We start from the raw sequence: 24,172 nt of genomic DNA, 5'->3' as shown, positions 1-24,172 counted from the left end.
GCTACAGGCGCGTGACGGCGTCGAGCGCGAGCGCGATGGCCCGTCCCACGTTGTTCTTCGCCTTCTCCGGCAGCTCCTCGTCGGAGTCGGCCCCCTTCTGCGTGCCGGCGACGAGGTTGCCGTCGGCGGTGCAGATGGCGCCCGCCTTCATCCCCCGACGGCGGGCGAGCGAGAAGACGGCCGCCGCCTCCATCTCGATGGCGAGCAGACCCGCCGCCTCCCAGTCCTCGACGTACTCGTCGGACTCGTTGTAGAAGGCGTCGTCCGAGACGATGGGGCCGACGTGGACCTCCTCGCCCCGTGCCTCCGCGGCGTCGACGAGGGAGGTCAGCGTCTCGTAGTCCGGGACTGCGGGGTAGGTGGCCGACTCGTACCGCTTGCTCGTCCCCTCCTCCTTCGCGGCGCCGGTGGCGACGACCATGTCGCCGATCTCGACGTTCGTCTGGAGGCCGCCGCAGGTGCCGACGCGGATGACCGTCTCGACGCCGGCGTTGTGCAGTTCCTCGATGGCGATGGCCGCCGAGGGACAGCCGATGCCGGTCGAGCAGATGGTGAGTTCACAGCCCTCGTACTCCGCGTTGACGATGCGGTACTCGCGGTTCTCCGAGACGAGTTCGGGGTCGTCGCAGTAGTCCGCGATGCGGTCGACGCGGTCGGGGTTCCCCGGGATGAGCGCGACCTCGGTGACGTCGCCCTCCTCGACGAGGAGGTGGGGTTCTTTCGCCATACGCGTGCCTCCGGCGGTCGGGCCAAAAAGACCGCGGAAGTGGGGACGGGAGGAGCCGAATCGGAACCGGCCGGTGGGCGTCCGTAACAGTGCCCCAGCTCCCGTGAGCGAACGAGATGAGCGAGCAGGACCGTTCGGGACGGGTTCGCGGAATCTCGATTTCGAGCGGTCGGTCGCAGAGCGGGAAGCGCCATTTGTAGTTTATGGAAGAGTGATCGACGGAAGCAGGCCCAGTGAATGGGAGACAGCAGACGGTTACAACAGCAGACCGACGACTCCGAGGAGAGCGATGAGCACTCCCGCAGCCCGGGTGTCCCTGACGCCGGATTCACGCGGGGGAGAGCGGTTCCCGGAATGATACCGGACGCTGGCGAGCGGCCGGGCGAACACGATACAGCTCGCCCCGACTCCGAGAACGACGACGGCGAACCAATTCATGACGAACGAATAACACTGGTCGGCTGAAAAGTCTATGCGTGAAGTTAGCAGGTGTACCGATCGGTTAGTCCAGTCGGTGACCTCCCGAATCTTCCTTCGGACGAATCACCCCGTGACTCCCCACCGCTCACCCGGACACGAGCGACGAGAAGAGCGCAACCCCTTTGCCGAGGTCGGTCGAAGGCGCCGACATGAGCGCGCTGGACGAGGACGTGCTGGGGAAGTACCGCGAGGCGGGCGAGATCCTCGTGACGGTGATGAACGAGGCTCGGGAGCTGGTCGAACCCGGCGCCACCCATCTGGAGGTCGCGGAACACGCCGAGGAGCGCATCCGCGAGGAGGGCGCCGGCATCGCCTTCCCGGTCAACATCTCGGTCGACGAGGAGGCGAGCCACGCGACCCCGGGTCGCGACGACGGGACCGAGTTCGGCGAGGAGCTGGTCTGTCTCGACATCGGCGTCCACGTCGACGGCTACATCGCCGACGCGGCCGTGACCGTCGACCTCGCCGGCGAGGTCGAACTGGTCGAGGCGGCCGAGGAGGCGCTCGCGGCCGCCGTCGAGGCCGCCGGTCCGGGAGTCCCGGTCGGCGAGATCGGGGGCGAGATCGAGGAGGTCATCGACGCGTACGGCTACACGCCGGTGTACAACCTCTCGGGCCACGGCGTCCAGCGGTTCGACGCGCACACCGGCCCGAGCATCCCCAACAGGGGCGTCGACCGGTCGGTCGAACTCGAACCGGGCCAGGTCGTCGCCATCGAGCCGTTCGCGACCGACGGCAGGGGCAAGGTCGGCGAGGGGAACGCCGAGGAGATCTTCGAGTTGACGAACGACCGTTCCGTCCGCAACCGTGCGGCCCGGCAGACGCTGGAGGAGATCCGTGAGTTCGACGGCCTCCCCTTCGCCGCGCGCTGGCTGGAGTCCTCGCGCTCCGAGATGGCGCTGCGCCGCCTGAAGTCGAACGGCGTCGTGAAGGGGTACCCCGTGCTCAAGGAGGAGGACGGACGGCTCGTTAGCCAGGCCGAGCACACGCTGATCGTGACGGAGGACGGCGTCGAGGCGACCACGGCCGGCCTGTTCGAGTGAGGGTCGATTTTCGGACCGACCCCGCCGGCAGACTCAGGCGTTGTTCATCCGCATCGCCGTCTCGGTCCCGCACTCGGTGCAGGTGACGACGCGGTAGGGCTCCCGCGAGAACTCCGCGTTCTCCTCCTTCTCGCTCTCCGTGCGGATCTCCACGCACACCTCGTGGGGCGTCTTCCCGTCGCAGGTGCCGCACGACTGGCGGACGTCGTCGGGGTCGGAGGGTTGGGTCGCCATTGGTCCTACTTACGGGGAAAACGGGCATAAAGATAGGTTTCGACCCTTGTATCTCAGGGTCCGCATAAGCGTTTGCATCGGCGAAGTGGGGGTAGACGGGTCCCTTCGACCGCAGTACCTTCCCGTCGAACCCGATTCGCGTCTCCGAAGCGCGAGGCTTCAAGGCGCACGACCACCTCGCCGGGGGTATGGATCAGGTGTTCGCCCCGTGGCGCATCGACTGGGTCGAGCGCGAGGACGGGGACGAGACCATCGACGGGTGCCCGTTCTGCGTCCTGCCCGAGCGCGACGCCGACCGCGAGTCGCGCATCGTCGCCCGCACGCCCCGCTCGTTCGTCATCCTCAACAACTACCCGTACAACCCGGGCCACGCCATGGTCATCCCGCGGGAGCACGAGGGCGACTACGCCGCGCTGGGGGAGGCCGACCTGCTCGACCACGCGCGGCTGAAACAGCGGACGTTCGAGGCGCTCCGGGGCGCGCTCGACCCGGACGGGTTCAACGCGGGGATGAACCACGGCGGCTCCGCGGCCGGCGGGTCGATCGACGAGCACGTCCACACGCACGTCGTCCCGCGGTGGGGCGGCGACACGAACTTCATGCCGGTTGTCTCGGACACGAAGGTCATCGTCGAGGCGCTCGACGACACCTGGGAGCGCGTCAGGGACGCGTTCGCCGAACTCGACGGGGCTCGACTCGACGGCGACGACGACGCCGTCAGGTTCGTCGGCGAGTGACGGGCGCGGTGCCCGACGACCGGAACCAGGCGGAAACGCGCCCGAGACGGCACGACTCTTCGTCAACGGCCCAACGGTTTTACCCTCCGACGAGAAACCCCCGCGTATGAGTACCCCCGCCGAAGACGCCCCCGAGGCCGTCGAGGAGGCCGGTCTCACGCCCGCGGAGGCGTTCGCCCTGCTCGGCAACGAGACGCGCATCGACATCCTCCAGGCGCTCCACGAGGCCACCGTCGAGCGCGGCCAGGAGCCGGTACCGTTCTCCGACCTGTACGAGCGCATCGACCTCGACGACAGCGCGCACTTCAACTACCACCTGAAGCAACTGCTCGAGCACTTCGTCCGCAAGACCGACGGCGGCTACACCTTCCGCACCGCCGGCTGGAAGGTCGTCCGCTCGGTGTTCGCGGGGACGTTCACCGGCCGCGCGGAGGTCGGGCCGTTCGACGCGCCGGGCGAGTGCTACGCCTGCGGCGGCGACCTCGCGGCGTCGTACCGGAACGAGATGCTCACCATCGCGTGCGGTGACTGTGGCCGGACGCTGGTCGACTACACGTTCCCGCCCGGCGGCCTCGACGATCGCACGCCCGAGGAGTTCCTCGACGCCTTCCACCACCACGTTCGGCACCACTACTGTCTCGCCGCGGACGGCGTCTGCCCGGAGTGCATGGGCCGCATGACGACGACGCTCGACTCGGGGACGAACGTCCCCGGGCGGGACCTCGAGGTCCACCACGTCTGCGACCGGTGTGACAACCGTCTCGACTCGGCGGTCGGGCTGAACCTGCTCGACACCGCGCCGGTGCTGAACTTCTTCTCGGAGCGGGGTCACGACCTGACGACCGAGCCGTTCTGGACGTTCGACTGGTGCGTGAGCGACGCGCGGACGACCGTGCTCCAGGAGGACCCACTGCAGATCCGGCTGGACCTCCCCGCCGGCGACGAGGTCCTCTCGGTGACGGTCGACGGGACGCTCTCCCTGCTCGACGTCAGCGAGGCGTAGTCCGGGGACTCGCCGGGTCAGTTCTCCCCTTCGTCCCTACCGACCGTCGTAGACGAGTTCCCCGCCGACCGCGGCGAACGCGACGTCGATGTCCCCGATCGCGTCCGGACGCTCCCACGGCGAGGCGTCGAGCGCGACGAAGTCCGCCAGCTTTCCGGGTTCGAGGGTACCCAGCCGGTCCTCGTCGAAGCCGGCGTAGGCAGCGCCGCTGGTGTACGCCCGCAAGGCGTCGGTGACGCCGAGGGACTGTCCCTCGCTCGGCGCGTTCACGGCGCAGTGGACGCCGAGCAGCGGGTCGAGCGGCATGCAGTCCGAGCCGAACGCGAGGTGCGCGCCGGCGTTGAGGAACGCGGGAAATCGGTTCGCTTCGGTCCGGCGGTCGTCGAGACGGGAGTCGTACAGGCCGCCTTCGTACCCCCACTTGTGGAAGTTCGGCTGGACGGAGGCGACGACGCCGAGCTCCGCGAAGCGCCGTATCGCCTCGTCGCTCGCGAGTTCGCAGTGCTCGACGCGGTGGCGCATCCCCGCCGGGTCGTCGGTCTCGGCGTAAGCGTCGAGCGCAACGTCGACGGCGGCATCGCCGATGGCGTGGAGCGTCACCTGGAAGCCGGCGTCGTCGGCGCGTTCGACGAGGTCGCGGACGTCCTCCGGCGGGACGACCCACTGACCGGTCTCGTCGGGGACGTCCGCGTATGGTTCCGAGAGCTTCGCGGTGCGGCCGCCGAGGCTCCCGTCGGTGAACGACTTGATCGCTCCGACCTGCACCATGTCGCTGCCGTGGTTCGTCCGGAGGCCCGCGTCGACGAGTTCGTCGAGGTGGTCCGACCAGTAGTTCAGCCGGACCCGGAGCGTGAGTTCGTCCGCCAGGTCGAGTTCGCGGTACACCTGGGGCGCCTTCGACTTCCGGACCATGTCGTGGACCATCGTGACGCCCAGGCGGTTCGCCCGCTGCTGTGCGGCGACCGCGAGTTCGCACGCCTCCGCGGCGTCGGGTTCGATCGCGTCGTACACCGGATCGATCGCCTCCTCGACGAGCACGCCGGTCGGTTCGCCGCCGTCGGTCGCGTTACCCTCCTCGGTCAGCACGTCCCCGTCGGGCATCGCGTCGCGGAACCGGTCGAGCACGACTCGGTTCACGGAGGCGACGTGCATGTCCTCGCGGAACGCCGCGACGGGCGTTGTTTCGGAGACCGCGGCGAGGGCGTCGGCCGTGAGGTAGCGTGAGTCGTCCCAGGTTGACTCGTCGTAACCGAAGCCGAGAATCCAGCCCGCTTGGTCGCCGTGGCTGCCGTCGCCGTCGTCGCCGACTTCTTCGAGTTCCCCTGCGCGCTCGCGGAGCAGGTCGACGGCTTCGTCGGGTCCGTCGGCCTCCGAGAGGTCGGCGTGGACGAGGGACCGTCCGACGGAGAGGAGGTGCGTGTGCGCGTCGACGAAGCCGGGGAGGACGACCCGACCGCCAGCGTCGAGGACGTCGGTCTCGGTGCCGACGAGGAATCCGAGGTCGTACGCGCTGCCGAGGCGGACGACCTCGCCGCCGCGGACGGCGAACGCCTCGAACGTCTCGTCGGGGTCGCCGAGGGTGTGCACCTCGGCGTTCGTCACCACGAGGTCGGCCGCGCCTGTCATGGGTTCCCCGGGGTGTGCGAGGGGGAAAACGGTTCGGAAAGCGGGACGCGGCGCCGGCGACGGGCGGGTGAACTCGGGATCACGGTCAGGAAAACTTACTTTACAGCCAGCGTGAACGTCGAACCATGGTCCCCCAACGATTGACACGGCGCGCCTCCCTCGCCCTCACCGGCGGCGCACTGACGACAGGCTGTCTGGCTCGGGTTCCCGGTGGATTCGACGATACCAACGAAACAGACGATACCATCGGCACCCCCAACAGCTCCGGGGCATCCGAGGGGTCCTGGCCGATGCTCGGCCGGACCGCGGGCCACGTCGGCTCCACCACAGCCGTGACCGGCGCGGAGCCGACCGAACGCTGGCACGTCGAGGTCGACGGCCCGGTGACGACGCCGACGGTCGTCGACGGGACGGTGTACGTCGCCCGCGGGAAGCCGACGGACGGCCCCCCGCGTGCGACGGTTGAGGCGTACGCGCTCGACACTGGGGAACGTCGGTGGTCACTCCCGCTCTCGCGGGACGGCGAGCCAGTCGAGTTCGCGTTCTCCGCGCCGAACTCGAACCGACGACCGGTGTACTACCGTGGTCGGCTGTTCGCGAGCGTCGGGCAGTCGATCGCCGCCATCGACCCCGCCGGACCGGAACAGCTCTGGACGACCGACCCGGTCGAGAACGTCCACTTCAACGAGCCGCCGACCGTCACCGAGAGCGGCGTGTACGCCGGTGGCCCGTTCGGACTCGTCGCGTTCGACCACGACGGGAGCCGTCGGTGGGCGTTCCCCGAGTCCGCGACCGACGACGACCACATGAACGATCCATTCGGCAGTCCTCGCGTGGCGGCGGTCACCGATGACGCGGTGTACGTCTCGATGGGAAAGGCGCTGCTCGAGCTGGACCCGTCCGACGCGACCGAGCGCTGGCGGCGCGAGGACGACGGTCCGTCGACCTCAACGGTCGTACTGGCCGGCGACACCCTCGTCCGTGTGGGCTTCGACGGTGTCGAAGCGGTCGGGACCGACGGCTCGCAGCGCTGGCTCGCGGACTGGCCAGGCAAGGCGGTGCTCCGACCGGCCGTCGCAGGCGACACGGTGTACGTCGCGGGGCTCACCGGCCACGTCGCGGCCTACGACCTCTCGAACGGGGGCGAGCGACTGTGGCACGTCCGTCTCGCCCCCGACCGCTTCGCGCAGGGGACGGTCGCGACGGTGACCGAGCGCGCGGTCCACGTGCTCCGCGTCGACGACGAGGCCCGGGAGGTTCGGGCGGTCGCGCTCGACCGCGAGGACGGGTCGACGACGTGGGAGCTGACGAGGTCCGGGACCAGGGCGCGCGGCGTCGTCCCCGCCGAGGGGAGCTACACGTTCACGACCGAGTCCACGCCCGAGGAAGAGCGTCAGCAGTCCACGGTGGGTTCCGGCCAGGATACGACCGCGACGCTTTGGGCGTTCGACGCCGAGTGAGGGGCCGGGCCGAGGTGCCAACCGGTTCGACACTCGTCGACTCGCCCCGCCCAGCGACGACGCCGACTACTCCCTGCGGGCGCGAGCAGTAGTCCCCGAGGACGAGGTTAGCGGAACTTCGCAGGGTGGGACTGAAAGGGACCGCGCTGTCGGGGAAGCACGGGCGGTCAAGCACCACAGCACCCGAGCAAAGCAAGGGTGCGAGGAGCGCAACCGGCCGCGCGACCCGACAGCGCGGGGGCTTTCAACACCACTCATTTTCCCGATAGGGTGCACAGGGTACTGACGGCAACAGAACACGAACCGGACGCAGCGAATCAACGGAACCGATACGACTTAGCGGCCGCCACCACCAACCGAACCCATGACCGACACGGACCCCGAGACCCTCGCCGACCGGGTTCGAGAGGGCGACCTCCGCCTGTACGAACTCGAGGAGCACGCTGACGCGGACGTAGCCGCCGCGGCCCGGCGCCTGCTGGTCGAGTCCGAGTCCGACGCGGATCTCGCGACGACGAGCGAGTACGCCTTCCCCGCGGCCGACGCGGAGGCGAACATCGAGAACATGATCGGCGCGGTGCAGGTGCCGATCGGCGTCGCCGGCCCCGTCGAGATCGACGGCGGCGCCATCTCCGGCGAGCGCTACCTCCCGATGGCGACGACCGAGGGTGCGCTGCTCGCCTCGGTCAACCGGGGCTGTGCCGCGCTCGACGCCGCCGGCGGCGCCGGCGCCCGCGTCCTGAAGAACCGGATGACCCGCGCGCCCGCGTTCCGCGTCGCCGACGTCGCCGAGGCCGAGGCGCTCGCGTCGTGGGTCCGGGACAACGTCGACTCTCTGCGGGAGGCCGCCGAGTCGACGACGAGCCACGGCGAACTCCACGAGGTGACGCCGTACGTCGTCGGCAACAACGTCTACCTCCGGTTCGCCTACGACACGAAGGACGCGATGGGGATGAACATGGCCACCATCGCGACGGAGGCAGCCTGCGAGGTCGTCGAGGACGAGACGTCGGCCCACCTCGTCGCGCTCTCGGGCAACCTCTGCTCGGACAAGAAGCCCGCCGCGATCAACGCCGTCGAGGGTCGGGGGCGCACCGTCGCCGCCGACGTGACCGTCCCCCGCGAGACGGTCAAGAGGACGCTGAAGACGACTCCCGAGGCGGTCGCCGAGGTGAACACCCGGAAGAACCTCGTCGGGAGCGCGAAGGCGGGCGGGCTGGGGTTCAACGCGCACGTCGCCAACTCCGTCGCCGCGATGTTCCTCGCGACCGGCCAGGACGCGGCGCAGGTCGTCGAGGGCGCGAACGCCATCACGACTGCCGAAGTCGTCGCCCGAGGCGGGGGCGGCGACTCCACGGGGGAGCGGGACGGCGACCTCTACGTCTCGGTCACGCTCGCCTCGCTGGAGGTCGGCACGGTCGGCGGCGGGACGAAGCTCCCGACGCAATCGGAGGCGCTCGACGTGCTCGGCGTCCGCGGCGGCGGCGACCCCGCCGGCAGCAACGCGGACGCGCTCGCGGAGGCCGTCGCGGTCGCGGCGCTCGCCGGCGAACTCTCGCTACTGTCCGCGCTCGCTTCCCGGAACCTCTCCTCGGCGCACGCTGACCTCGGCAGGTAGTCGTCCGTCTCCGTTCGTCCAGCCCACACCACGCTGCGAATCGACCCTACTCCGGTTTCTCGGCGTTGAGCCTCCTCCGCATGCGGGCCGCGGAGACGCTCGCCAGCCACCCTACTCGACGCCGGAGCCGGAGCGGGTCGCCCCACAGGTGCGCCGCCAGTGGGAACTGGAACGCGACCGCGAGGAAGAAGAACGCGCCCAGCGCCGGCTCGACGTACACCCACGTCAGCACGCCCGCCCCACCCTCCCACAGCAGGAGCGCGTAGGCCGCGGCGCCGTGGTTCGCGAGGATGAACCCGCCGAGGCCGAGGAACGTGGCGACGAACAGCAGCCCCCGGTAGTCGCCCGCGACCACGTCGGCGGCGAGCGGAAGTGTCGTCGTGAGGACAACTGCCTGGAACGTCACGCGCGGACGTGTCACGCGAACCGGGATAAACGCTCCGGGCGGCGGACCGGTCGGAACTGATGCCCCGCAAGGCGGAACGGGTCGAACGGACGCGTCGAGCTACAGTATCCGGTACTCGCCGCGCGACTCGGTCACCTCGCCGCGCTGACGGAGCCGGTCGAGGAGATCGCGCGCGGCCTCCGCCGGCACCCCGTGGTCGATCGCGTACTCGACGACGTCGGCCTCCGCCGTGTTCCCCTCCCGGAGCGCGTCGCGGACGACCTCGTCGCGCGACCTGGAGCCGCCGCCCGAAACGTCGCCCGCGGCGTCGATCTCGTCGGCGTCGAGCCCCGACGCCTCGAGGTACTCGCGATCGTCGACCATCCGGCCCGCCTCCTCGACGGCGCGCTCGTGGTCGGCCGCCGTCCCGGCCGCCTCGAACGCGTCGTCGTCGCCGCGCTTCCTCGCGAGTAACTCGGCCCGCGCCTGCACGGCCGCCGACCGGTCCTCCGACTCGAAGAAACGGCGGAGTTTCCGCGTCCGGTGGGACTTCCCGCACCGCCCGCAGGTCGCCGAGTCCTGCCCGTCCGGGTCCGAGAGCAGCCAGTAGGTCCCGCAGTCCGAACAGCCGACGACCGCGTACATGGGCACGCTTCCGCGCTGTCGAACTTGAAGCTGTCTCCTCCCGAAAGCCGCAACCGCCGCAGCCCGTACATGTAAGTGCGAGGCCATCGCTCACGTTCCACATGGAGCGCGTTCCACACGACCCGGACGACGACGTAGAGGCCATCTCGGGCGTCCACCTCGCGAACCTGGCAGCGGGCGACGAGATGAGCGTCCAGCACTTCACCATCGAGGTCGACGCCGAGGTGCCTGCACACAGCCACCCGCACGAGCAGTCCGGCTACATCACGGCCGGCGAGTTGACGTTCCTCCTCGACGGCGGCGAGGAGGTCACCTGCGAGGCTGGCGACTCGTACGTCCTCGCCGGCGGTGAGACCCACGGGGCCGTCAACCGCGGCGACGTCCCCGTGCAGGGCGTCGACGTCTTCTCGCCGCCCCGGACCGACCCCGACTGGGCCGAGGAGTAGGCCGCCGGCTGACGTGTAGACGACCGGACGACGACTACCGGGGGATGGAGGAGGGGCCGGCCCGGTCACCCGAACGGCAAGAGGGGAAGCCCGAGATCCGGTGTCCCGGGCAGGAGCAGCGCCGCGACGGCGTAGTAGAGGACCGCGGCGTAGAGCACGTCGAACCGGAACAGCGAGAGCAGCGCCGAGGTGCGAACGGTCACGACGAGCGTCCGGCCGACCGTCCTGGCCGGCCCCTCGGCCGCCGTGAACGCGCGGCGGATCGCGCTCGCCGTCTCCGGGTCGGGGAAGGCGTGCGAGCCGACGGCGAGGCCGAGCCACGAGCATATCCACCAGCCGAGCGTCCAGAACGGGAGCAGCCGAACCGCGACCGCGAGCAGCGTCGCCGCCACCGCCGAACAGACGAGCACCGGGAGGAAGGTGACGACGAGCGCGGTCCGGGGACTTCCGACGGCGTCGTAGTCGACCTCGTAGGCGTCGGCGCCGTCGCCGACGAGCGAGGTGGGGACGCCGGCGCGGTCGACCACCGCGTCCTGGATCGCCGCCGCGACGACCAGACCGGGGAACGTCGCGACGGTGAACACGGTACCGACGAGTCGAAATGGCATACGAACGCGCGGGGAGAGCGGGGCTTCAAGGCTCGCCCGCGATTCTCGCAGGTGAAACCCCGAACCGCGTTCGACGTCGGCGATCGAGCGTTCTCCGCGGGGATCAGGCGTCCTCGACGGCGAACCCGCGGTCGCGCAGCAGGCCCACGACCCGGTCCTGGTGATCGCCCTGCAGTTCGATGGCGTCGTCGTCCACGGTGCCACCGGTCCCGAGCGCGGACTTCAGGTCGGAGGCGAGGTCCCCCAGGTCGACCGAGTCGTCGTCGAACCCCTCCACGATGGTTACGGGCTTGTTGTAGGTTCGGCGTTCGACGCGAGTGGAGAGCCGCTGCTCCGCGCGCGCGAGGTCGTCGGTCGGGTCGTCCGGCAGGTCTGCGAACGGGTCGTCGTCGCTCACGGTCGGTCTACGTTCCCCACGAGCAAAAATGCGAGGCGTGTTCGGCCGGACGAGTCCGTCGGTCGCGGGCGACTTACGCGAGGTCGTCGATGCGCTCGACGACCTCCTCGGCGAACTCGGAGGTTGCGAGTCGCTCGCCGCCCTCGATCTGGCGCTCCAGGTCGTAGGTGACGCGGCCGGATTCGATCTGCGCCTCGATCGCGTCGCGGACGAGGTCCGCGGCGTCGCTCCAGCCGAGGTAGTCCAGCATCTCGCGGCCAGACAGGATCATCGCGGTCGGGTTCACCTTGTCCTCGCCGGCGTACTTCGGGGCGGACCCGTGAACCGGCTCGGCCAGCGCCATCCCCTGGCCGAAGTTGACGCCGGGCGCGATGCCCAGCCCGCCGATCTGGGCGCCGGCGGAGTCGGACAGGTAGTCGCCGTTGAGGTTCGGCATCGCCAGCACGTCGTACTGGCTCGTCCGCGTCAGGAGCTGCTGGAGCATGTTGTCCGCGATGCGGTCCTTGACGACGAGTTTGTCCTCGGGCGCCTCGCCGTCGTACTCGTCCCAGAGCTCGTCCTCGGTGATCGTCTCGTCGCCGTACTCCTCCTCGGCGACCTCGTAGCCCCAGTCGCGGAAGGCCGCCTCGGTGAACTTCATGATGTTCCCCTTGTGCACGAACGTGACCGAGTCGCGGTCGTTCGCGAGCGCGTAGTCGATCGCCTCGCGGACGAGCCGCTTGGTGCCGAACTCGGAGATCGGCTTGACGCCGATGCCGACGGGGCCCTCGTGGATCGTCCCCTCGTACCCCATCTCCTCCTCCACGAACTCGCGGGCGCGCTCGGCGTCCTCCGTGCCGGCCTCCCACTCGATGCCCGCGTACACGTCCTCGGTGTTCTCCCGGAACGTGACCATGTCCATCTCCTCGGGGTCCTTCACGGGCGACGGGACGCCGTCGAGGTAGTAGGTGGGCCGGACGTTCGCGAACAGGTCGAGCTTCTTGCGCAGCGCGACGTTGAGCGACCGGAACCCGGAGCCGACGGGCGTCGTGAGCGGCCCCTTGATGGCGACGCGGTGCTCGCGGATGGCCCGCACCGTCTCCTCGGGGAGGTTCTCGTCGTACCGGTCGCGAGCGCTCTGGCCGGCGTAGAGCCGCATCCAGGCGATCGAGCGGCCCGTCGCGTCGGCTGCCGCGTCGAGCACCTTCTGGGCGGCGGGACCGACGTCCGTCCCGATGCCGTCCCCGTGGATGATGGGGATGATCGGCGTCTCGGGTACCGAGAGCTCGCCGGACTCCTCGTCGGCGACCGTGATCCGCTCCCCATCCTCGGGGACCTCAGCGATGTCGTAGCTCATAAGCTACTCTGCCGTTTCGGAGGCGCAGTAAAATGCTTGCCGTTATCCACCAAACGGGTCCACCCGTCCGAGGGCGTGGCCCTTCGAATTCGTTTCGCTGATCTTCCGCGGAAACCGGCGACGATGGGCCAACCGAACGGTCGAGTACCGGGTGACCGGTTCCCGGACGCTTTTCATCACACCCGCGAACCCGCCGACCATGCGCGTCATCTGCCACGGCGGCGCGGGCGGTAAGCCCGACGAACCGGAACCCCGACAGGCGGTCCTCGACGAGGCCGCCGAGACGGGCGCGAACGAGTCGGACGTCGTCGACGCCGTCGTCGACGCCGTCGCGACCCTCGAGGAGTCCCCCCGGTTCAACGCCGGCTTCGGGGGCGCGGTCCAGTCGGACGGCGTCGTCCGCACCGACGCCGGACTCATGACCGACGAGCGCGCGGCCGGCGCGGTGGCCTCGATGGAGGGCGTCGCCAGCGCCGCCCGGGCGGCCCGCGTCGTCATGGAGGAGACGCCCCACGTCCTCGTGACCGGCGACCACGCCGTCGAACTCGCCGCCGACTTCGGCGTCGAGACGGGTCGCGACCTCCTGACCCCCGACAACCGCGAGCGATTCGAGGACGAGAACCCCCCGCGAGGGAGCCCCCGCGAGCACCTCGACTGGCTCCGGGAGCGCTTCGGCGGCCACGACACGGTCGGCGCGGTCGCCGGCGATGGAGATCGATACGCCGCCTGCACGTCCACGGGGGGACGGTTCTTCGCGCTGGCGGGGCGCGTCGGCGACGTGCCACAGATCGGATCGGGCTTCTTCGCGTCCCCAGCGGGCGGCGCCTCGGCGACCGGCGCCGGCGAGGACATCGCGCGGGTGACGCTCACGCGCCGTGCGGTTCGGTACCTGGAGGCGGGGGCGGACGCCCAGGCCGCCGCCGACCGCGCCATCGAGGAGTTCGGCGAGTTGACGGGGGCCTCGGCGGGGGTCATCGTCCTCGGCGACGACGGTCCCGGTTCGGCGTTCAACTCCGAGGGGATGCAGACGAGCACCGCGAGCAGCGAGTAGTCGTCGTTCGCGGTTCCGCCACACGTGACCGCCCGATGACGGCCGGCGCGCGCGGCGGGCGGTCAGGGGGCGGCGACGGCGAACAGGAGGACGTTGTGCACGCCCGGGCCGAGACCGACGGCCGTGACCAGCGCGAGCAGGACGTTCCCCTCCGTCGGGGCGTCGCGGACGGTCGGGGCGATGGCGGCGACGACGACCGCGCCGACGACGAGTTTCACGAGCACGAACAGCCAACCGCCGCCGAGCACCCCCGCGGTCGGGAGCGTGTGGGCAAACTCGATGATGAGCCGCGAGAGCGGCGTCCGTTCACCGAACCCGAGCAGATCCACGCCCACTGCCGTCGTGACGCCGTCGACGCCGTGGGCCGCGACCGCGACCACCCCCGCGACGCCGGCGACGGACGCCGCATCGTGGACCCGGTACAGGAGCATCGCGACGGCGACGCCGAGGAGCGCGCCGCCGACGAACCCCGCCGCCGGGAGCCACGGGGTGAGGCTCCCCGCGGCCGCGCCGTAGGCGAGCGTTCGACCGCCGACGACGAGGAACGCGAGGGTTCCGGCGGCGCCGAGGACGACGGCGTCGTCCGCGTCGCTCGCCAGCGACGCGAGCCAGACGCCGCCGGCAACCGCGGCGGTCGTGAGGTAGGCCGACGGCGTGCCGAACAGCGGCGCGAGGACGGGTGGGAACTCGCCGAGGACGAACAGGACGTGCCCCGCGGCGCCCGCACACATCCACGGGACGAGGGCGATGACGTGTCGGGTCCGGAAGCTGGGAGCCCGCTCGCGGAGCGCGTACGCGACGCCCCCGAGCGCCAGCGCCAGGAGGAGGAGGTGGGGCAGCGGCGGGAGCGCGAACCCCTCGGGGAGGAGTGCCATGTCCGGCAGTCCTGTGTCTCGGGCAAAGGTGTACCGATGGCGTCGTCCCGACCCGGGGAGCACCGCACGTCGGTCGAAAGCGTGTTGTCGATGGCGGCCGCGCGACCACGCATGGACCGCGCCGACCTCGCCGCCCGCATCGACCACACCGTCCTCGGCCCCGAGACGACGCTCGCCGACGTGGAGCGCGTCCTCGACGAGGCGGCCGAGTACGGGATGAACGCATGTATCCCGCCGTGCTACGTCACGGAGGCGGCCGAGCACGCTCCCGACGTGACCCTCGCGACGGTAGTCGGCTTCCCGCACGGTCAGAACGCGACCGGCACGAAGCGCGACGAGGCGGAGCGCGCGTGGGACGACGGCGCCGACGAGATCGACATGGTCGTCAACGTCGGCCGGCTGAAAGCCGACGAGGCCGACGCCGTGAGGGAGGACGTCGCCGAGGTCGTCGCGGCCGTCCCTGTCCCCGTGAAGGCCATCATCGAGACGGCGCTGCTGAGCGACGACGAGAAACACCGGGCCTGCGAGGCCGCCCGCGACGCGGACGCGGCGATGGTGAAGACCTCGACCGGCTTCGCCGACGGCGGCGCGACCGTCGCCGACGTGGAACTGATGTCCGAGTACCTCCCCGTGAAAGCGAGCGGCGGGGTCGGGAGCTACGAGGAGGCGCTCGCGATGTTCGACGCGGGCGCCGAGCGCATCGGTGCGTCCTCCGGCGTCGCCATCGTCGAGGGCGCGCCGGAGTAGTTGGGTAGCCGGTCGTCGGCCGAAACCCCCTCGTTCCTCACTCCAGCACGACGACCGCGGGCTCCCCCTCCAGTTCGTCGCAGGTCGCGACGACGGCCGCGTCGGCCACCGCGGTCGCGCTCACGGTCGCCTCGTAGCTCCAGCGTTCGCCGCCGAACGAGAGCCCCTCGACGCCGATGCCGCCGTCGAGCGCGAGGGCACGGAGCGCGCCGCCGACGCCGACGTAGAGCGTGTCGCCCGCCGCGGCGGGCGCTGACGCCGGCGAGGACGTGTCGAACTGCCGGGACCACTTCGTGTGGCCGTCCCCGACGGCGACCGACGTCGCGCGCTGGCCGTCCGCGGAGAGGATCGACCCCCGGGCCGCGACGATCGACTCCGTCGCGGTCGCCGCGCCCGCCGCGTGCCACATGGTTCGGCCGGTTGCCGCCCCGGCGACGAGGCGGAAGACGCCGCCGCCGAACGTCGAGGCGTAGACGGCGTCGCCGTCGACCGCCAGCGCGCGGACGGTCCCCGGGAGTTTTCGTCGCCAGAGCGGGTTCACCTCCGTCCCCGGCGCGTGCAACTGGTACGCCTCCCCGCCGGTCGTGCCGACGAAGAGGGAGTCCTGCCTCGCGGCGAGCGAGTAGACGCCGGTGAACGCCTCGAACCGCCACAGTTCCGTGCCGTCGCGTGGGTCGTACGCTCGCACCCGACCGGACGTGTCGCCCGCGAACACGCGGTCGCCCGCCGGGCCAATCAGGGGGGCCGCCCCGAACGGCGCCTCGTTGGGAACGTGCCACTCCTCCTCGCCCGTTTCGAGCGAGAGCGCGACCGTTCCGGGTTCGCCCCGGAGCGTCGCGTACGCGGTCCCGTCGTGGACGCAGACGCCGTACGTGCTCTCGCCGTGCTGCCAGAGTTCGTCACCCGTCCGCAGGTCGAGGCCGGTGACCCCCTCGGCGCTTGGAACGGCGACGACGTCGTCCGCGACGACCGGGCGCCCCGTCGCAGGGCCGACGGGCGCGCGCCAGCGCTCGGTGGGGGGCGTCCGCGGCGCCGACGCGTCGGGGGCGTAGCTCGTCGCCGCGGCGTCGCAGGCGGGTGCTGGCCACTCCGTGTCGCCGTCGCTCCCCGGCGAGAAGTCCCCGCCAGAACACCCGGCGAGCGCGGCGGTCCCGACGGTCGCCAGCCCGGAGAGCAGGTCGCGTCGGGTTCGCATCGCCGGAGGGTGAAGCCGGCCGGGTTTAGCCGTTTCCCTCCGCCCATCACGGGGATCCGACCGAGTGGACGTGACGTCCGTATCCACGAGACGCGTCCCCGGTGCGACGATGGCACCGACCGAATCAGCGGGGTCGCCGGAACGTCGACCGAACCCCAGGGCGACCGGCCGACACGAACCGGGAGACGGCCGCTCAGAGAATGCAAGGTGAACGGGTTTATTCGGATACGTCCTACGTTCGACGAGACCCGAAGGTGCCGCCTCGAATCGGAGCTGGCGCCGTCGAATCGGGGCGGTTACGACGAACCGTTGGCGCGACCGTCGGGGAGCGGTCTCCGGAATCGGTTCCCGAACGAGCGGTGGAGTTCAGGGGGGATATCGGGCTGTCGGAAGCCAGCCATGTCGGATATCCCACTCACGGTCGACAGGCGAGGAGCACTCAAACGTCTCGGCGTCGCGGGCGTCCTGGGACTCGCTGGAGCCGCGGGAACTGCCAGCGGCCACAGGGACTGTGGCGCTCACTGGGCGGACGGCGCGGTGCTCGACTGTTTCATCAACTTCGCGTCCCAGCACGATCAGATATTCGAGACGATGTCCAGCTGGGAGAACAGTACGGTGTCCTTCACCCGCCCCGAGTGGGACGGGAACGTGAAGTTACGCGTGGGCGACGTGAACCGAGTCGGGAACGACACCGTCCTGGAGAAGTTCGACCACTACGTGGACCGGGGAAACGGCTCCTCGGAACTCGGGGAGGACCGTCAGGTCATGCTGGCGGGGGACTGCGCGCTGGACGTCAGGAACATGTTCCACTACGAGAACCACTGCGGGATGATCAACGAGAAACGCTGTGCGACGAGCGACGCGTCGGTGAAGTACTGGTACCACGAACTCGGCCACGCACACGGTCTCAACCATCGAACGGACAGCGGGGCGTTGATGGCGCCCCGTCAGTGGTACGGGATGGAGCTCACGAGCAGCGAGACCGCCAGGTGGCGCAGCGCGTACGAGGACGGGGACGACTGCAACTGAGTCGCCCGCCGGGGGAGTCGGACGTGAACGTTGCCCTACCTCCGGCTCCTGCGTCCGAACGTCGTCGGCCCCCTTTCCGGTCGAACCTCTTCCCACCCGCACGAGACCCTGGGACTCGCTACGGACCGTACCCCTTATCCGCTCCTGGGCAGAACCACGACCAACGGAATGGCGACGTACCACATCGAGACCTACGGCTGCACGTCGAACCGGGGTGAAAGCCGCGAGATCGAGCGACGCCTGCGCGACGGCGGCCACCGCCCCGCCGACGGGCCGACCGAGGCGGACGTGGCCATCCTCAACACCTGCACGGTCGTCGAGAAGACCGAGCGGAACATGCTCCGCCGCGCCGAGGAGCTGGCGGACGGGACCGCCGACCTCATCGTCACCGGCTGCATGGCGCTCGCGCAGGGCGAGCAATTCCGCGAGGCCGGCCTGGACGCGCGGGTCCTCCACTGGGAGGACGTGCCGACCGCGGTGCTGAACGGCGAGTGTCCGACGCCCGCCGCCGACACCGAGCCGATTCTCGACGGCGAGGTCGGCATCCTCCCCATCGCGCGCGGCTGCATGAGCAACTGCTCGTACTGCATCACGAAGTTCGCGACCGGGCGAATCGACTCGCCGCCCGTCGCGGAGAACGTCGAGAAGGCGAGGGCGCTCGTCCACGCCGGCGCGAGCGAGATCCGGATCACCGGCCAGGACACCGGCGTCTACGGCTGGGACACCGGCGACCGGAAGCTCCCCGAACTGCTCGACCGCGTCTGCGACATCGATGGCGAGTTCCGGGTCCGCGTCGGGATGGCGAACCCCGGCGGCGTCCACGGCATCCGCGAGGAACTGGCCGAGACGTTCGCGAGGAACGAGGAGCTGTACAACTTCATCCACCTCCCGGTCCAGTCCGGCAGCGACGACGTGCTGTCGGACATGCGCCGGCAGCATCGCGTCGACGAGTTCCTGGACATCGTCGAGACGTTCGACGAGCGGCTGGGCCACTGGACGCTCTCGACTGACTTCATCGTCGGCTTCCCGACCGAGACGGACCACGACCACGCGCAGTCGATGGCGCTGCTCCGCGAGGTGCGCCCGGAGAAGGTGAACGTGACGCGCTTCTCGAAGCGGCCCGGCACCGACGCGGCCGACATGAAGGGGCTCGGTGGGACCGTGAAGAAGGAGCGGTCGAAGGAGATGAGCGCGGCGAAGCGCGAGATCGTCGGCGCGGCCTACGAGTCGATGGTCGGCGAGCGCCACGAGGTGCTCGTCGTGGAGGAGGGCACCGGCGACTCGGTGAAGTGCCGGGACGGGGCGTACCGACAGATCATCGTCCAGCAGGCATCCGAACGCGGCGTCGAACCCGGCGACTTCCTCGAGGTGGAGGTATCCGGACAGAACACGATGTACGCGTTCGGCGACCCGGTCTGATCGGGAGCGGTTCAGCGGTCGGTTCCGGGGCGCCCGGCAGGCCGGTTCCGAACCGGACGGCCGGGCGTTCCGCGACCGTTTAGCGAACGAAGGACCCCATTTAGTCGGCGTGTAACCGGCTGAAACCGCCGAAACGCTCTCCCCGTTTGATGGTCGGTCCCCCCGTCGACGAGTCCATGGTGACCCTCCGCCGGGACGATCGAGTCGACCTCGCCGACGTGGCGACGGCCACGACGCTCCGGGATCGACTCCGGGAGCTGCCGGTCGACGGGATCGTCCCCGACGGATGGCGGGCCGGGACCGAGGTCGTCTCCTTCCCGAACGAACCGCCGGCCGACGCCGCGACCGTCTCCCACCCCGCGCACGACCGCGAGCTACTCGTCACGACGGCCGGCACCGACGGGTCGGGTCTCGCGGTGTACGAACGCGACCGGCAGCTCGGCCGCCGCCTCGCGGTCGCAAGCGTTCCGGGAAGGGAGGACGACGCCGAGGCCGTCTGCGCGGGGCTCGAGGCCGCGGCCCGTCACGCGGCCAGGATCGAGTCGGGAGCGCCCGGCGAACCGACCGTGGAGACGAGGGACTCTGCGGCGACGCTCGGGGCCGTCGTCGACGGGATACGCCGCAGGTTCGAGTTCTACTGAACGGCGAACTCCGGTCCGACGGGGTCCGATTCGCAGGAATCTGGGAGGAGGACGCGACGAACGGGCGGATCCGTCCCGCTACTCGGGCGGCTTGTCCGGGTCGGTGACGCGCTCCTCGTCGGGCTTCCACTCGCCGAGCTCCTTCGGATCGACGTGGACGAACACGTCGTCGACGGCGGGGAGTTCGCGGATCGCCCCGACCACGTCGGTCTCGATGTCGTGTGCGCGGTTCAGCGACATCTCCCCCTCCACCTCGATGTGGATGCTCACGTCGACCTCGGGGCCGACGTAGTGGGCGACGACGTCGTGTGCGGCGCGCACGTCGGGGTGTTCGAGCGCGCGGCGGAGGATCTCCCGTCGGAGGTCCTCGGGCGGCGCGGAGCCGACGAGGTACGCGACGTTGTCCCGGACGATCTCGACGCCCGTGTAGAGGATGCCGACCCCGACGACGCCTGCCGCGACGGGGTCGAGTATCGGGTAGCCGGCGGCGGCGCCGAGCACGCCGGCGAGGGCCGCGAGCGCCGTCAGCACGTCGTTCCTGTTGTCCAGCGCCGTCGCGACCAGCGCGGGGGAGTTCCGCCTCCTGCCGACGCGGAGGCAGTAGCGGTACAGGAGGTACTTGAGCGCCGCGGCCGCGGCGAGCACGGCCACTGAGAGCGTCCCGTCCGCCGATGGCTCGATCGGTCCGGGTGCGAGCACTGACGCCGTGGCGCTGTAGATGACCGCGCCGCCAGCGGCGAACACGCCGGCTGCGACGAACAGCGAGACGAACGGCTCGATGCGCTCGTGGCCGTGCGGGTGTTCGAAGTCCGGGGGCTGGGTCGTGAGGTAGAGTCCCGCCAGGACGACCGCCGAGTAGACCGTGTCGGCCAGCGAGTTGACGGCCTCCGAGCCCACCGCGAGGCTCCCCGTCGTCCGCCAGACGGCCGCCTTCCCGAGCACGAGCAGGAGGTTCGCGAGGAGGAGGAGCGCGCCGACGCGGCGCACGGCGGTCCGACGGCTCATGGCGGTCGTGTGCGGAGTACCGGGAAAGGCGTGTCGGCTTCGGGTTACGAGCTCCGGCGCTCGCCGTAGGCCACCCGCAACTCCCTCGCGGCCGGGATGAGCACCCAGAACGTGAGCGCGCCGAGGATGGCCGTCCAGAAGAACACGTCGTTGAGGAAGATGCCAATCGCGTCGAACATGTTCGCCGGCTCCGGCGGTGCAGCGATGAGCTGGTGACTGCTCTCGAACGACTCGGTTCGGTACCAGCTCGCCAGCACCATCCACGCGAGCCCCCCGCCGGTGAAGAGCCCGAGTCCCTTGATGAACTCGTCAGCCATTGGTTGACTCTTCGGCGTCGTCGTCTTGAGCGTTTCCCATTCCCTCGGCCCTGAACCGCGTCCCGACGACATACACGCCGGCGCCGAATGCGATGATCGCGAGCCCCAGCACGGCGAAGATGCCGGTGAGGACGTCCGAGGCGGGGGAGAGGCCGACGAAGCCGAGCAAGTCCACGAGGAACGTCCGAACGAGCGACACCTGGAGCGTCGCCGCGTCGAGGAGCGCGAACCCGATCACGACGCACCCGACGGCGATGAGCGTCGAGAAGACGGTGACGGTCTTGTACAGGCGGAGCGGGACGACGATGTCTCGGCTCCCCCGCTGATCGGTGTTGACGCGGATTCCCTCCCGTCCCGCTCCCTCGTCCCGACCACCCGAGCCGTCGCCGCCGGCGGAATCGCCGCTCATTGGCGTGGGAAGGGGCCGGACCTACAACTGTCCTGCGAAGTGGTGGGAGCGAGGTCGTCCAACGGGTGGACCGACGGTCGGAAAACGGGAGTGGAACGGTATTCGACGGGGGAGAACAACCTTCGCCCGGTTACTTCGGCGGACGGAGCCGGTAGTAGCGCCGGTTGAGGTCGTACATGTACCCCTCGCGCATCGTCTTGAGCACGGCGTAGGCGATGCAGCCGGTGACGAACGGCGCGAGGAACGTCAGGTCCTGCAGCACGCGGAGGTCCATCGGCATGAGGTTCTGCACCGACAGCGCCGAGATGGTGAGCGCGAACGTGACGCCGGCGATGCCGATGGCGCCCCAGAGCGGCTGCTCGACGGGGCGTCGCGCGCTCCCCTTGTTGAGGAACGGGACGATGGCGATGAAGCCGACCACGACCACGTTCGCGAGCACGCCGTACGTCCGGTCCGCCATCAGTTTCTGCCCACCCAGAATGGACAGCTCCGGGTTGAGGTAACCCAGCTTCAGCAGCCCGAACGACCAGTAGAGGTACCAGTCGGGCAGGATGATCGAGGGCGTGACGTTCGGGTTCGCGGGGTCGCCGATGTGGGGCGGGAGCGTCGCCGAGAGGAAGATGATCATCCCTACGAAGAACGAGCTGATCGCGAGGTTCCGCACGATCTCGTGGGGCCACGTCGGGAACGCGAGCACGTCGCGCTCGACGTAGTCCGACTCGCGTCGGAGGTCCTCGTCCTCCCGACGGGCGCGCTCGAAGTACTCGTAGGTGAGCCTGGAGAGCCCAGTCGTGCGCTCCTTGCGCTCGCGCCACGTCGGCGTCTCGTCGTCGGGCGCGACGATTCCGGTACCGCCGCCGTCCGTCTCTGGGGTGTTGTCGTCGGTCATTGGTTTAGTGGGGTTCCGCGATGCCCTGCACCCAGACGATGCCGATGTGGAGCGCGATGAGCGCCGTCACCACGAACGGGAGCAGGAACACGTGCAGGATGTACATCCTCATCAGCGTCGACTGGCTCAGCGAGAAGCCGCCGAAGAGGAGCTGGGCGACCCACTCGCCGGCGAGCGGGATGGACAGTGCCATCTCCACGCCGATCTGGCCGGCCCAGAAGGCGAGCTGGTCCCACGGCAGGAGGTAGCCGGTGTACCCGAACACCATCGTGAGCGAGATGAGCACGATGCCGAGCAGCCAGTTCAGTTCGCGCGGCTCCTTGTAGCCGCCGGTGAAGTAGACGCGGAGCATGTGCAGGAACACCGCGGCGGTCATCACCTGCGCCGACCAGCGGTGGATCGAGCGCAGCATGAAGCCGAACTGCAGGTCCTGCATGATGAACGCGATCTGGCTGTACGCGACCGAGGCTTCCCCGCCAGCCGCTCCGCCGATCGCCGGGCTGTAGTAGAACCCCAGAAGTGCGCCGGAGATGGCCGCGACGATGTACGCGAGCGTGCTGAAGAAGCCCAGCGTGTACAGCGGGTACCAGTACCAGAACTTGTTGTCCAGATCGTACTGTTCGGTGTGGGACTTCGGCATCTGGAGGTTGACCCGGTAGTAGAGGGTCTCCAGCAGTTCCAGGTAGTCGACGATGCGGAACCGCTGGTCCATCCAGATGAGCGAGACGAGGAACCCGCGCTCGACGGGGCTCAGGTCCTTGTTCTCGAGCCAGGCCTTGTGGTCGTGTTCGTCTTGTTTTTGGAGACTCATACTATCGCTTGTAGTAGGGGTAGACGGCGCGCTTGACCTGTTCCCACGCGTCGACGCCGATATCCGCGCCGTCGGCGTCCTCCTCGCGGACGTAGAGGTCCTCCCACTTGCGCCGCCGCTTCTTCACGATGATCACGTCGGGGAGGAACTCCTTGCGGTACAGGACGAGGATGAACGCGAGGTCGATGAACACCACCGCGAGGATCCCGCCGAGGAACATGTTCCCCGTGTCCGAGAGCGCCCAGCCCTCGACGAGGCCGTAGGTGAACATGAACACGAATACGACCTCGACGACCGTGAGCAGCACGATGGCGAGGGTCGCCGCGGTGCTCTCCCGGGCCGGTTCGTACCGGTGGATGTCCCCGTAGGTGGAGCCGGAACTGGACATCGGTCAGCGCCTCCCCGTGCCGGTGTTGGCCGACTCGCCGTACTTGAGCACGTAGAACGTGAACACGATGCTGACGATGATGCCGAGCACGGTGGCCGAGCCGACCCAGTGCGCCTGGATGGGCACGCCCAGATCGTGGAGCTCCTTCGGGCCGCCGCCGCCGGCGGCCACCGTGGGGACGTCCTCGCCGACGGCGATGGCGCCCTGCATCCCGGACTGCCGGTGGGGCTCGCAGTAGTACTTGTAGATGCCCCCGGTGTCGAAGGTGATGTCGAAGGAGAACCCCTCGTTCTCGAGGGCCTCGTGACCGCTCACGCCGGCACCTTCGGGGGCCTCCTCGAACAGGACGTTGTGTCCACCCGAGCTCCACTCGAACGTCACCGTCGTCCCGCTGTCGATCCATACCCCGGTCGGCAGAAACGCGAGGCCGTCCCCGCCACCGACGTCGATGGTCACCTCGCCCTGGCCGCGGAGGTCCTCGTAGGACCCCCCTTGGGCGTCGTCGGTGTAGCCGCCGAAATCGGGTTGCTGGCCGCCGCCCCCGCCGCCATCTTCCTGGGCGGCAGCGGTGCCGGCGGTCGCGGACGCGCCGGCTCCGAGGGCGGCGGTCGCTCCGCCGGCGTTCCTGATAAAGTCCCGCCTCTTCATCTG

The 24,172-nt window shown here is 69.9% G+C and carries 28 protein-coding genes; 11 read left to right on the top strand and 17 right to left on the bottom strand.

The genetic code is table 11. From position 1 onward, the window contains the following. Nucleotide 1: 1 nt before the first annotated feature. Entirely contained in the window at nucleotides 2-727 is a 726-nt protein-coding gene (locus HUG10_RS01645; RefSeq protein WP_179167897.1) for a nucleoside phosphorylase, read from the bottom strand. Between the two features lie 629 nt (nucleotides 728-1,356). Here HUG10_RS01645 and map point away from each other — a divergent pair. After that, complete coding sequence (map, locus tag HUG10_RS01640; protein WP_179167896.1) at nucleotides 1,357-2,250, top strand: type II methionyl aminopeptidase; 894 nt, start codon at nucleotides 1,357-1,359, stop codon at nucleotides 2,248-2,250. 33 nt (nucleotides 2,251-2,283) lie between these two features. On the opposite strand, the gene HUG10_RS01635 is transcribed toward map, so the two are convergent. Continuing rightward, a complete protein-coding gene (locus tag HUG10_RS01635; RefSeq protein WP_179167895.1) occupies nucleotides 2,284-2,484 on the bottom strand; it encodes a DUF7835 family putative zinc beta-ribbon protein in 201 nt (66 codons plus the stop codon). Between the two features lie 188 nt (nucleotides 2,485-2,672). On the opposite strand from HUG10_RS01635, the gene HUG10_RS01630 reads away from it, so the two are divergent. Then, the gene (locus HUG10_RS01630; RefSeq protein ID WP_179167894.1) at nucleotides 2,673-3,221 is read left to right on the top strand and encodes an HIT family protein; all 549 of its coding nucleotides are present in this window, start codon (nucleotides 2,673-2,675) and stop codon (nucleotides 3,219-3,221) included. 106 nt (nucleotides 3,222-3,327) lie between these two features. Beyond that, entirely contained in the window at nucleotides 3,328-4,224 is an 897-nt protein-coding gene (locus HUG10_RS01625) for a winged helix-turn-helix domain-containing protein (RefSeq protein WP_179167893.1), read from the top strand. A gap of 36 nt (nucleotides 4,225-4,260) precedes the next feature. Here the strand turns inward: HUG10_RS01625 and HUG10_RS01620 are convergent, their stop codons facing one another. Then, a complete protein-coding gene (locus HUG10_RS01620) occupies nucleotides 4,261-5,850 on the bottom strand; it encodes an amidohydrolase (RefSeq protein WP_179167892.1) in 1,590 nt (529 codons plus the stop codon). 125 nt (nucleotides 5,851-5,975) lie between these two features. On the opposite strand from HUG10_RS01620, the gene HUG10_RS01615 reads away from it, so the two are divergent. Further along, on the top strand, nucleotides 5,976-7,310 hold the full coding sequence (locus tag HUG10_RS01615) for an outer membrane protein assembly factor BamB family protein (RefSeq protein ID WP_179167891.1): 1,335 nt from the start codon (nucleotides 5,976-5,978) through the stop codon (nucleotides 7,308-7,310). Nucleotides 7,311-7,674: 364 nt separating this feature from the next. Further along, nucleotides 7,675-8,928, top strand: coding sequence for a hydroxymethylglutaryl-CoA reductase (NADPH) (hmgA, locus tag HUG10_RS01610; protein ID WP_179167890.1), 1,254 nt, complete (start codon nucleotides 7,675-7,677; stop codon nucleotides 8,926-8,928). Between the two features lie 46 nt (nucleotides 8,929-8,974). On the opposite strand, the gene HUG10_RS01605 is transcribed toward hmgA, so the two are convergent. Beyond that, nucleotides 8,975-9,334, bottom strand: coding sequence for a hypothetical protein (locus HUG10_RS01605; RefSeq protein ID WP_179167889.1), 360 nt, complete (start codon nucleotides 9,332-9,334; stop codon nucleotides 8,975-8,977). A gap of 99 nt (nucleotides 9,335-9,433) precedes the next feature. Next, nucleotides 9,434-9,958, bottom strand: coding sequence for a DUF5817 domain-containing protein (locus HUG10_RS01600; protein ID WP_179167888.1), 525 nt, complete (start codon nucleotides 9,956-9,958; stop codon nucleotides 9,434-9,436). Between the two features lie 101 nt (nucleotides 9,959-10,059). Here HUG10_RS01600 and HUG10_RS01595 point away from each other — a divergent pair, with 101 nt between their 5' ends. Continuing rightward, the gene (locus HUG10_RS01595) at nucleotides 10,060-10,404 is read left to right on the top strand and encodes a cupin domain-containing protein (protein ID WP_179167887.1); all 345 of its coding nucleotides are present in this window, start codon (nucleotides 10,060-10,062) and stop codon (nucleotides 10,402-10,404) included. A 65-nt stretch (nucleotides 10,405-10,469) separates the two neighbouring features. Here HUG10_RS01595 and HUG10_RS01590 read toward each other — a convergent pair whose 3' ends face one another. The 3 genes from HUG10_RS01590 to icd form a co-directional block, all read right to left on the bottom strand. After that, nucleotides 10,470-11,012 carry a hypothetical protein gene (locus HUG10_RS01590; RefSeq protein ID WP_179167886.1) on the bottom strand — a complete coding sequence of 181 codons (543 nt, stop codon included), beginning with the start codon at nucleotides 11,010-11,012 and terminating at the stop codon, nucleotides 10,470-10,472. Between the two features lie 103 nt (nucleotides 11,013-11,115). After that, nucleotides 11,116-11,409: an SUI1 family translation initiation factor gene (locus tag HUG10_RS01585; RefSeq protein WP_179167885.1), complete on the bottom strand. Its 294-nt coding sequence runs from the start codon at nucleotides 11,407-11,409 to the stop codon at nucleotides 11,116-11,118. 73 nt (nucleotides 11,410-11,482) lie between these two features. Then, nucleotides 11,483-12,745, bottom strand: coding sequence for an isocitrate dehydrogenase (NADP(+)) (gene icd / locus HUG10_RS01580; RefSeq protein WP_179167884.1), 1,263 nt, complete (start codon nucleotides 12,743-12,745; stop codon nucleotides 11,483-11,485). A 199-nt stretch (nucleotides 12,746-12,944) separates the two neighbouring features. On the opposite strand from icd, the gene HUG10_RS01575 reads away from it, so the two are divergent. Continuing rightward, nucleotides 12,945-13,796, top strand: a complete 852-nt coding sequence (locus HUG10_RS01575; protein ID WP_179167883.1) for an isoaspartyl peptidase/L-asparaginase — start codon at nucleotides 12,945-12,947, stop codon at nucleotides 13,794-13,796. 62 nt (nucleotides 13,797-13,858) lie between these two features. Here the strand turns inward: HUG10_RS01575 and HUG10_RS01570 are convergent, their stop codons facing one another. After that, nucleotides 13,859-14,671, bottom strand: a complete 813-nt coding sequence (locus tag HUG10_RS01570) for a DUF63 family protein (RefSeq protein WP_179167882.1) — start codon at nucleotides 14,669-14,671, stop codon at nucleotides 13,859-13,861. Between the two features lie 111 nt (nucleotides 14,672-14,782). Between HUG10_RS01570 and deoC the strand changes: the two genes are divergently transcribed. Then, on the top strand, nucleotides 14,783-15,418 hold the full coding sequence (gene deoC / locus HUG10_RS01565) for a deoxyribose-phosphate aldolase (protein WP_179167881.1): 636 nt from the start codon (nucleotides 14,783-14,785) through the stop codon (nucleotides 15,416-15,418). 37 nt (nucleotides 15,419-15,455) lie between these two features. Here the strand turns inward: deoC and HUG10_RS01560 are convergent, their stop codons facing one another. Then, nucleotides 15,456-16,613: a PQQ-binding-like beta-propeller repeat protein gene (locus HUG10_RS01560; RefSeq protein ID WP_179167880.1), complete on the bottom strand. Its 1,158-nt coding sequence runs from the start codon at nucleotides 16,611-16,613 to the stop codon at nucleotides 15,456-15,458. A gap of 399 nt (nucleotides 16,614-17,012) precedes the next feature. Here HUG10_RS01560 and HUG10_RS01555 point away from each other — a divergent pair, with 399 nt between their 5' ends. From HUG10_RS01555 to HUG10_RS01545, 3 genes are all read left to right on the top strand, one after another. Further along, nucleotides 17,013-17,642 carry a hypothetical protein gene (locus tag HUG10_RS01555; protein ID WP_179167879.1) on the top strand — a complete coding sequence of 210 codons (630 nt, stop codon included), beginning with the start codon at nucleotides 17,013-17,015 and terminating at the stop codon, nucleotides 17,640-17,642. A gap of 168 nt (nucleotides 17,643-17,810) precedes the next feature. Continuing rightward, nucleotides 17,811-19,061, top strand: a complete 1,251-nt coding sequence (locus tag HUG10_RS01550) for a tRNA (N(6)-L-threonylcarbamoyladenosine(37)-C(2))-methylthiotransferase (protein ID WP_179167878.1) — start codon at nucleotides 17,811-17,813, stop codon at nucleotides 19,059-19,061. Between the two features lie 149 nt (nucleotides 19,062-19,210). After that, nucleotides 19,211-19,702: a hypothetical protein gene (locus HUG10_RS01545; RefSeq protein ID WP_179167877.1), complete on the top strand. Its 492-nt coding sequence runs from the start codon at nucleotides 19,211-19,213 to the stop codon at nucleotides 19,700-19,702. A 78-nt stretch (nucleotides 19,703-19,780) separates the two neighbouring features. Here HUG10_RS01545 and HUG10_RS01540 read toward each other — a convergent pair whose 3' ends face one another. The 7 genes from HUG10_RS01540 to HUG10_RS01510 form a co-directional block, all read right to left on the bottom strand. Further along, nucleotides 19,781-20,707 (bottom strand): cation diffusion facilitator family transporter, encoded by a 927-nt coding sequence (locus HUG10_RS01540; RefSeq protein ID WP_179167876.1) that lies wholly within the window; start codon nucleotides 20,705-20,707, stop codon nucleotides 19,781-19,783. A 44-nt stretch (nucleotides 20,708-20,751) separates the two neighbouring features. Further along, nucleotides 20,752-21,024, bottom strand: coding sequence for a DUF7314 family protein (locus HUG10_RS01535; protein WP_179167875.1), 273 nt, complete (start codon nucleotides 21,022-21,024; stop codon nucleotides 20,752-20,754). Continuing rightward, the gene (locus tag HUG10_RS01530; protein ID WP_246310198.1) at nucleotides 21,017-21,433 is read right to left on the bottom strand and encodes a DUF7315 family membrane protein; all 417 of its coding nucleotides are present in this window, start codon (nucleotides 21,431-21,433) and stop codon (nucleotides 21,017-21,019) included. The genes HUG10_RS01535 and HUG10_RS01530 overlap by 8 nt, the downstream gene beginning before the upstream one ends. A gap of 130 nt (nucleotides 21,434-21,563) precedes the next feature. Continuing rightward, nucleotides 21,564-22,322, bottom strand: coding sequence for a cytochrome bc complex cytochrome b subunit (locus HUG10_RS01525; protein ID WP_179167874.1), 759 nt, complete (start codon nucleotides 22,320-22,322; stop codon nucleotides 21,564-21,566). Nucleotides 22,323-22,326: 4 nt separating this feature from the next. Then, the gene (locus tag HUG10_RS01520) at nucleotides 22,327-23,133 is read right to left on the bottom strand and encodes a cytochrome b (RefSeq protein ID WP_179167873.1); all 807 of its coding nucleotides are present in this window, start codon (nucleotides 23,131-23,133) and stop codon (nucleotides 22,327-22,329) included. Nucleotide 23,134: 1 nt separating this feature from the next. Next, a complete protein-coding gene (locus HUG10_RS01515) occupies nucleotides 23,135-23,521 on the bottom strand; it encodes a DUF7318 family protein (RefSeq protein ID WP_179167872.1) in 387 nt (128 codons plus the stop codon). A gap of 3 nt (nucleotides 23,522-23,524) precedes the next feature. After that, a complete protein-coding gene (locus HUG10_RS01510) occupies nucleotides 23,525-24,169 on the bottom strand; it encodes a plastocyanin/azurin family copper-binding protein (RefSeq protein WP_179167871.1) in 645 nt (214 codons plus the stop codon). Nucleotides 24,170-24,172 lie beyond the last annotated feature (3 nt).

Source organism: Halorarum halophilum (assembly GCF_013401515.1).
Lineage (GTDB): Archaea > Halobacteriota > Halobacteria > Halobacteriales > Haloferacaceae > Halorarum > Halorarum halophilum.
This window is presented reverse-complemented; position numbering and strand designations above follow the sequence as displayed.

What these genes read in the sequence shown, in the direction of transcription:
- HUG10_RS01630 (WP_179167894.1), top strand. Translation starts at nt 2,673, where the DNA reads ATGGATCAGGTGTTCGCCCCGTGGCGCATCGACTGGGTCGAGCGCGAG.
- hmgA (WP_179167890.1), top strand. Translation starts at nt 7,675, where the DNA reads ATGACCGACACGGACCCCGAGACCCTCGCCGACCGGGTTCGAGAGGGC.
- HUG10_RS01575 (WP_179167883.1), top strand. Translation starts at nt 12,945, where the DNA reads ATGCGCGTCATCTGCCACGGCGGCGCGGGCGGTAAGCCCGACGAACCG.
- HUG10_RS01510 (WP_179167871.1), bottom strand. Translation starts at nt 24,169, where the DNA reads ATGAAGAGGCGGGACTTTATCAGGAACGCCGGCGGAGCGACCGCCGCC.
- HUG10_RS01530 (WP_246310198.1), bottom strand. Translation starts at nt 21,433, where the DNA reads ATGAGCGGCGATTCCGCCGGCGGCGACGGCTCGGGTGGTCGGGACGAG.
- map (WP_179167896.1), top strand. Translation starts at nt 1,357, where the DNA reads ATGAGCGCGCTGGACGAGGACGTGCTGGGGAAGTACCGCGAGGCGGGC.
- HUG10_RS01540 (WP_179167876.1), bottom strand. Translation starts at nt 20,707, where the DNA reads ATGAGCCGTCGGACCGCCGTGCGCCGCGTCGGCGCGCTCCTCCTCCTC.
- HUG10_RS01515 (WP_179167872.1), bottom strand. Translation starts at nt 23,521, where the DNA reads ATGTCCAGTTCCGGCTCCACCTACGGGGACATCCACCGGTACGAACCG.
- HUG10_RS01535 (WP_179167875.1), bottom strand. Translation starts at nt 21,024, where the DNA reads ATGGCTGACGAGTTCATCAAGGGACTCGGGCTCTTCACCGGCGGGGGG.
- HUG10_RS01645 (WP_179167897.1), bottom strand. Translation starts at nt 727, where the DNA reads ATGGCGAAAGAACCCCACCTCCTCGTCGAGGAGGGCGACGTCACCGAG.
- HUG10_RS01620 (WP_179167892.1), bottom strand. Translation starts at nt 5,850, where the DNA reads ATGACAGGCGCGGCCGACCTCGTGGTGACGAACGCCGAGGTGCACACC.
- HUG10_RS01545 (WP_179167877.1), top strand. Translation starts at nt 19,211, where the DNA reads ATGGTCGGTCCCCCCGTCGACGAGTCCATGGTGACCCTCCGCCGGGAC.
- HUG10_RS01600 (WP_179167888.1), bottom strand. Translation starts at nt 9,958, where the DNA reads ATGTACGCGGTCGTCGGCTGTTCGGACTGCGGGACCTACTGGCTGCTC.
- icd (WP_179167884.1), bottom strand. Translation starts at nt 12,745, where the DNA reads ATGAGCTACGACATCGCTGAGGTCCCCGAGGATGGGGAGCGGATCACG.
- HUG10_RS01625 (WP_179167893.1), top strand. Translation starts at nt 3,328, where the DNA reads ATGAGTACCCCCGCCGAAGACGCCCCCGAGGCCGTCGAGGAGGCCGGT.
- HUG10_RS01590 (WP_179167886.1), bottom strand. Translation starts at nt 11,012, where the DNA reads ATGCCATTTCGACTCGTCGGTACCGTGTTCACCGTCGCGACGTTCCCC.
- HUG10_RS01615 (WP_179167891.1), top strand. Translation starts at nt 5,976, where the DNA reads ATGGTCCCCCAACGATTGACACGGCGCGCCTCCCTCGCCCTCACCGGC.
- HUG10_RS01595 (WP_179167887.1), top strand. Translation starts at nt 10,060, where the DNA reads ATGGAGCGCGTTCCACACGACCCGGACGACGACGTAGAGGCCATCTCG.
- HUG10_RS01560 (WP_179167880.1), bottom strand. Translation starts at nt 16,613, where the DNA reads ATGCGAACCCGACGCGACCTGCTCTCCGGGCTGGCGACCGTCGGGACC.
- HUG10_RS01635 (WP_179167895.1), bottom strand. Translation starts at nt 2,484, where the DNA reads ATGGCGACCCAACCCTCCGACCCCGACGACGTCCGCCAGTCGTGCGGC.
- deoC (WP_179167881.1), top strand. Translation starts at nt 14,783, where the DNA reads ATGGACCGCGCCGACCTCGCCGCCCGCATCGACCACACCGTCCTCGGC.
- HUG10_RS01550 (WP_179167878.1), top strand. Translation starts at nt 17,811, where the DNA reads ATGGCGACGTACCACATCGAGACCTACGGCTGCACGTCGAACCGGGGT.
- HUG10_RS01520 (WP_179167873.1), bottom strand. Translation starts at nt 23,133, where the DNA reads ATGAGTCTCCAAAAACAAGACGAACACGACCACAAGGCCTGGCTCGAG.
- HUG10_RS01555 (WP_179167879.1), top strand. Translation starts at nt 17,013, where the DNA reads ATGTCGGATATCCCACTCACGGTCGACAGGCGAGGAGCACTCAAACGT.
- HUG10_RS01570 (WP_179167882.1), bottom strand. Translation starts at nt 14,671, where the DNA reads ATGGCACTCCTCCCCGAGGGGTTCGCGCTCCCGCCGCTGCCCCACCTC.
- HUG10_RS01525 (WP_179167874.1), bottom strand. Translation starts at nt 22,322, where the DNA reads ATGACCGACGACAACACCCCAGAGACGGACGGCGGCGGTACCGGAATC.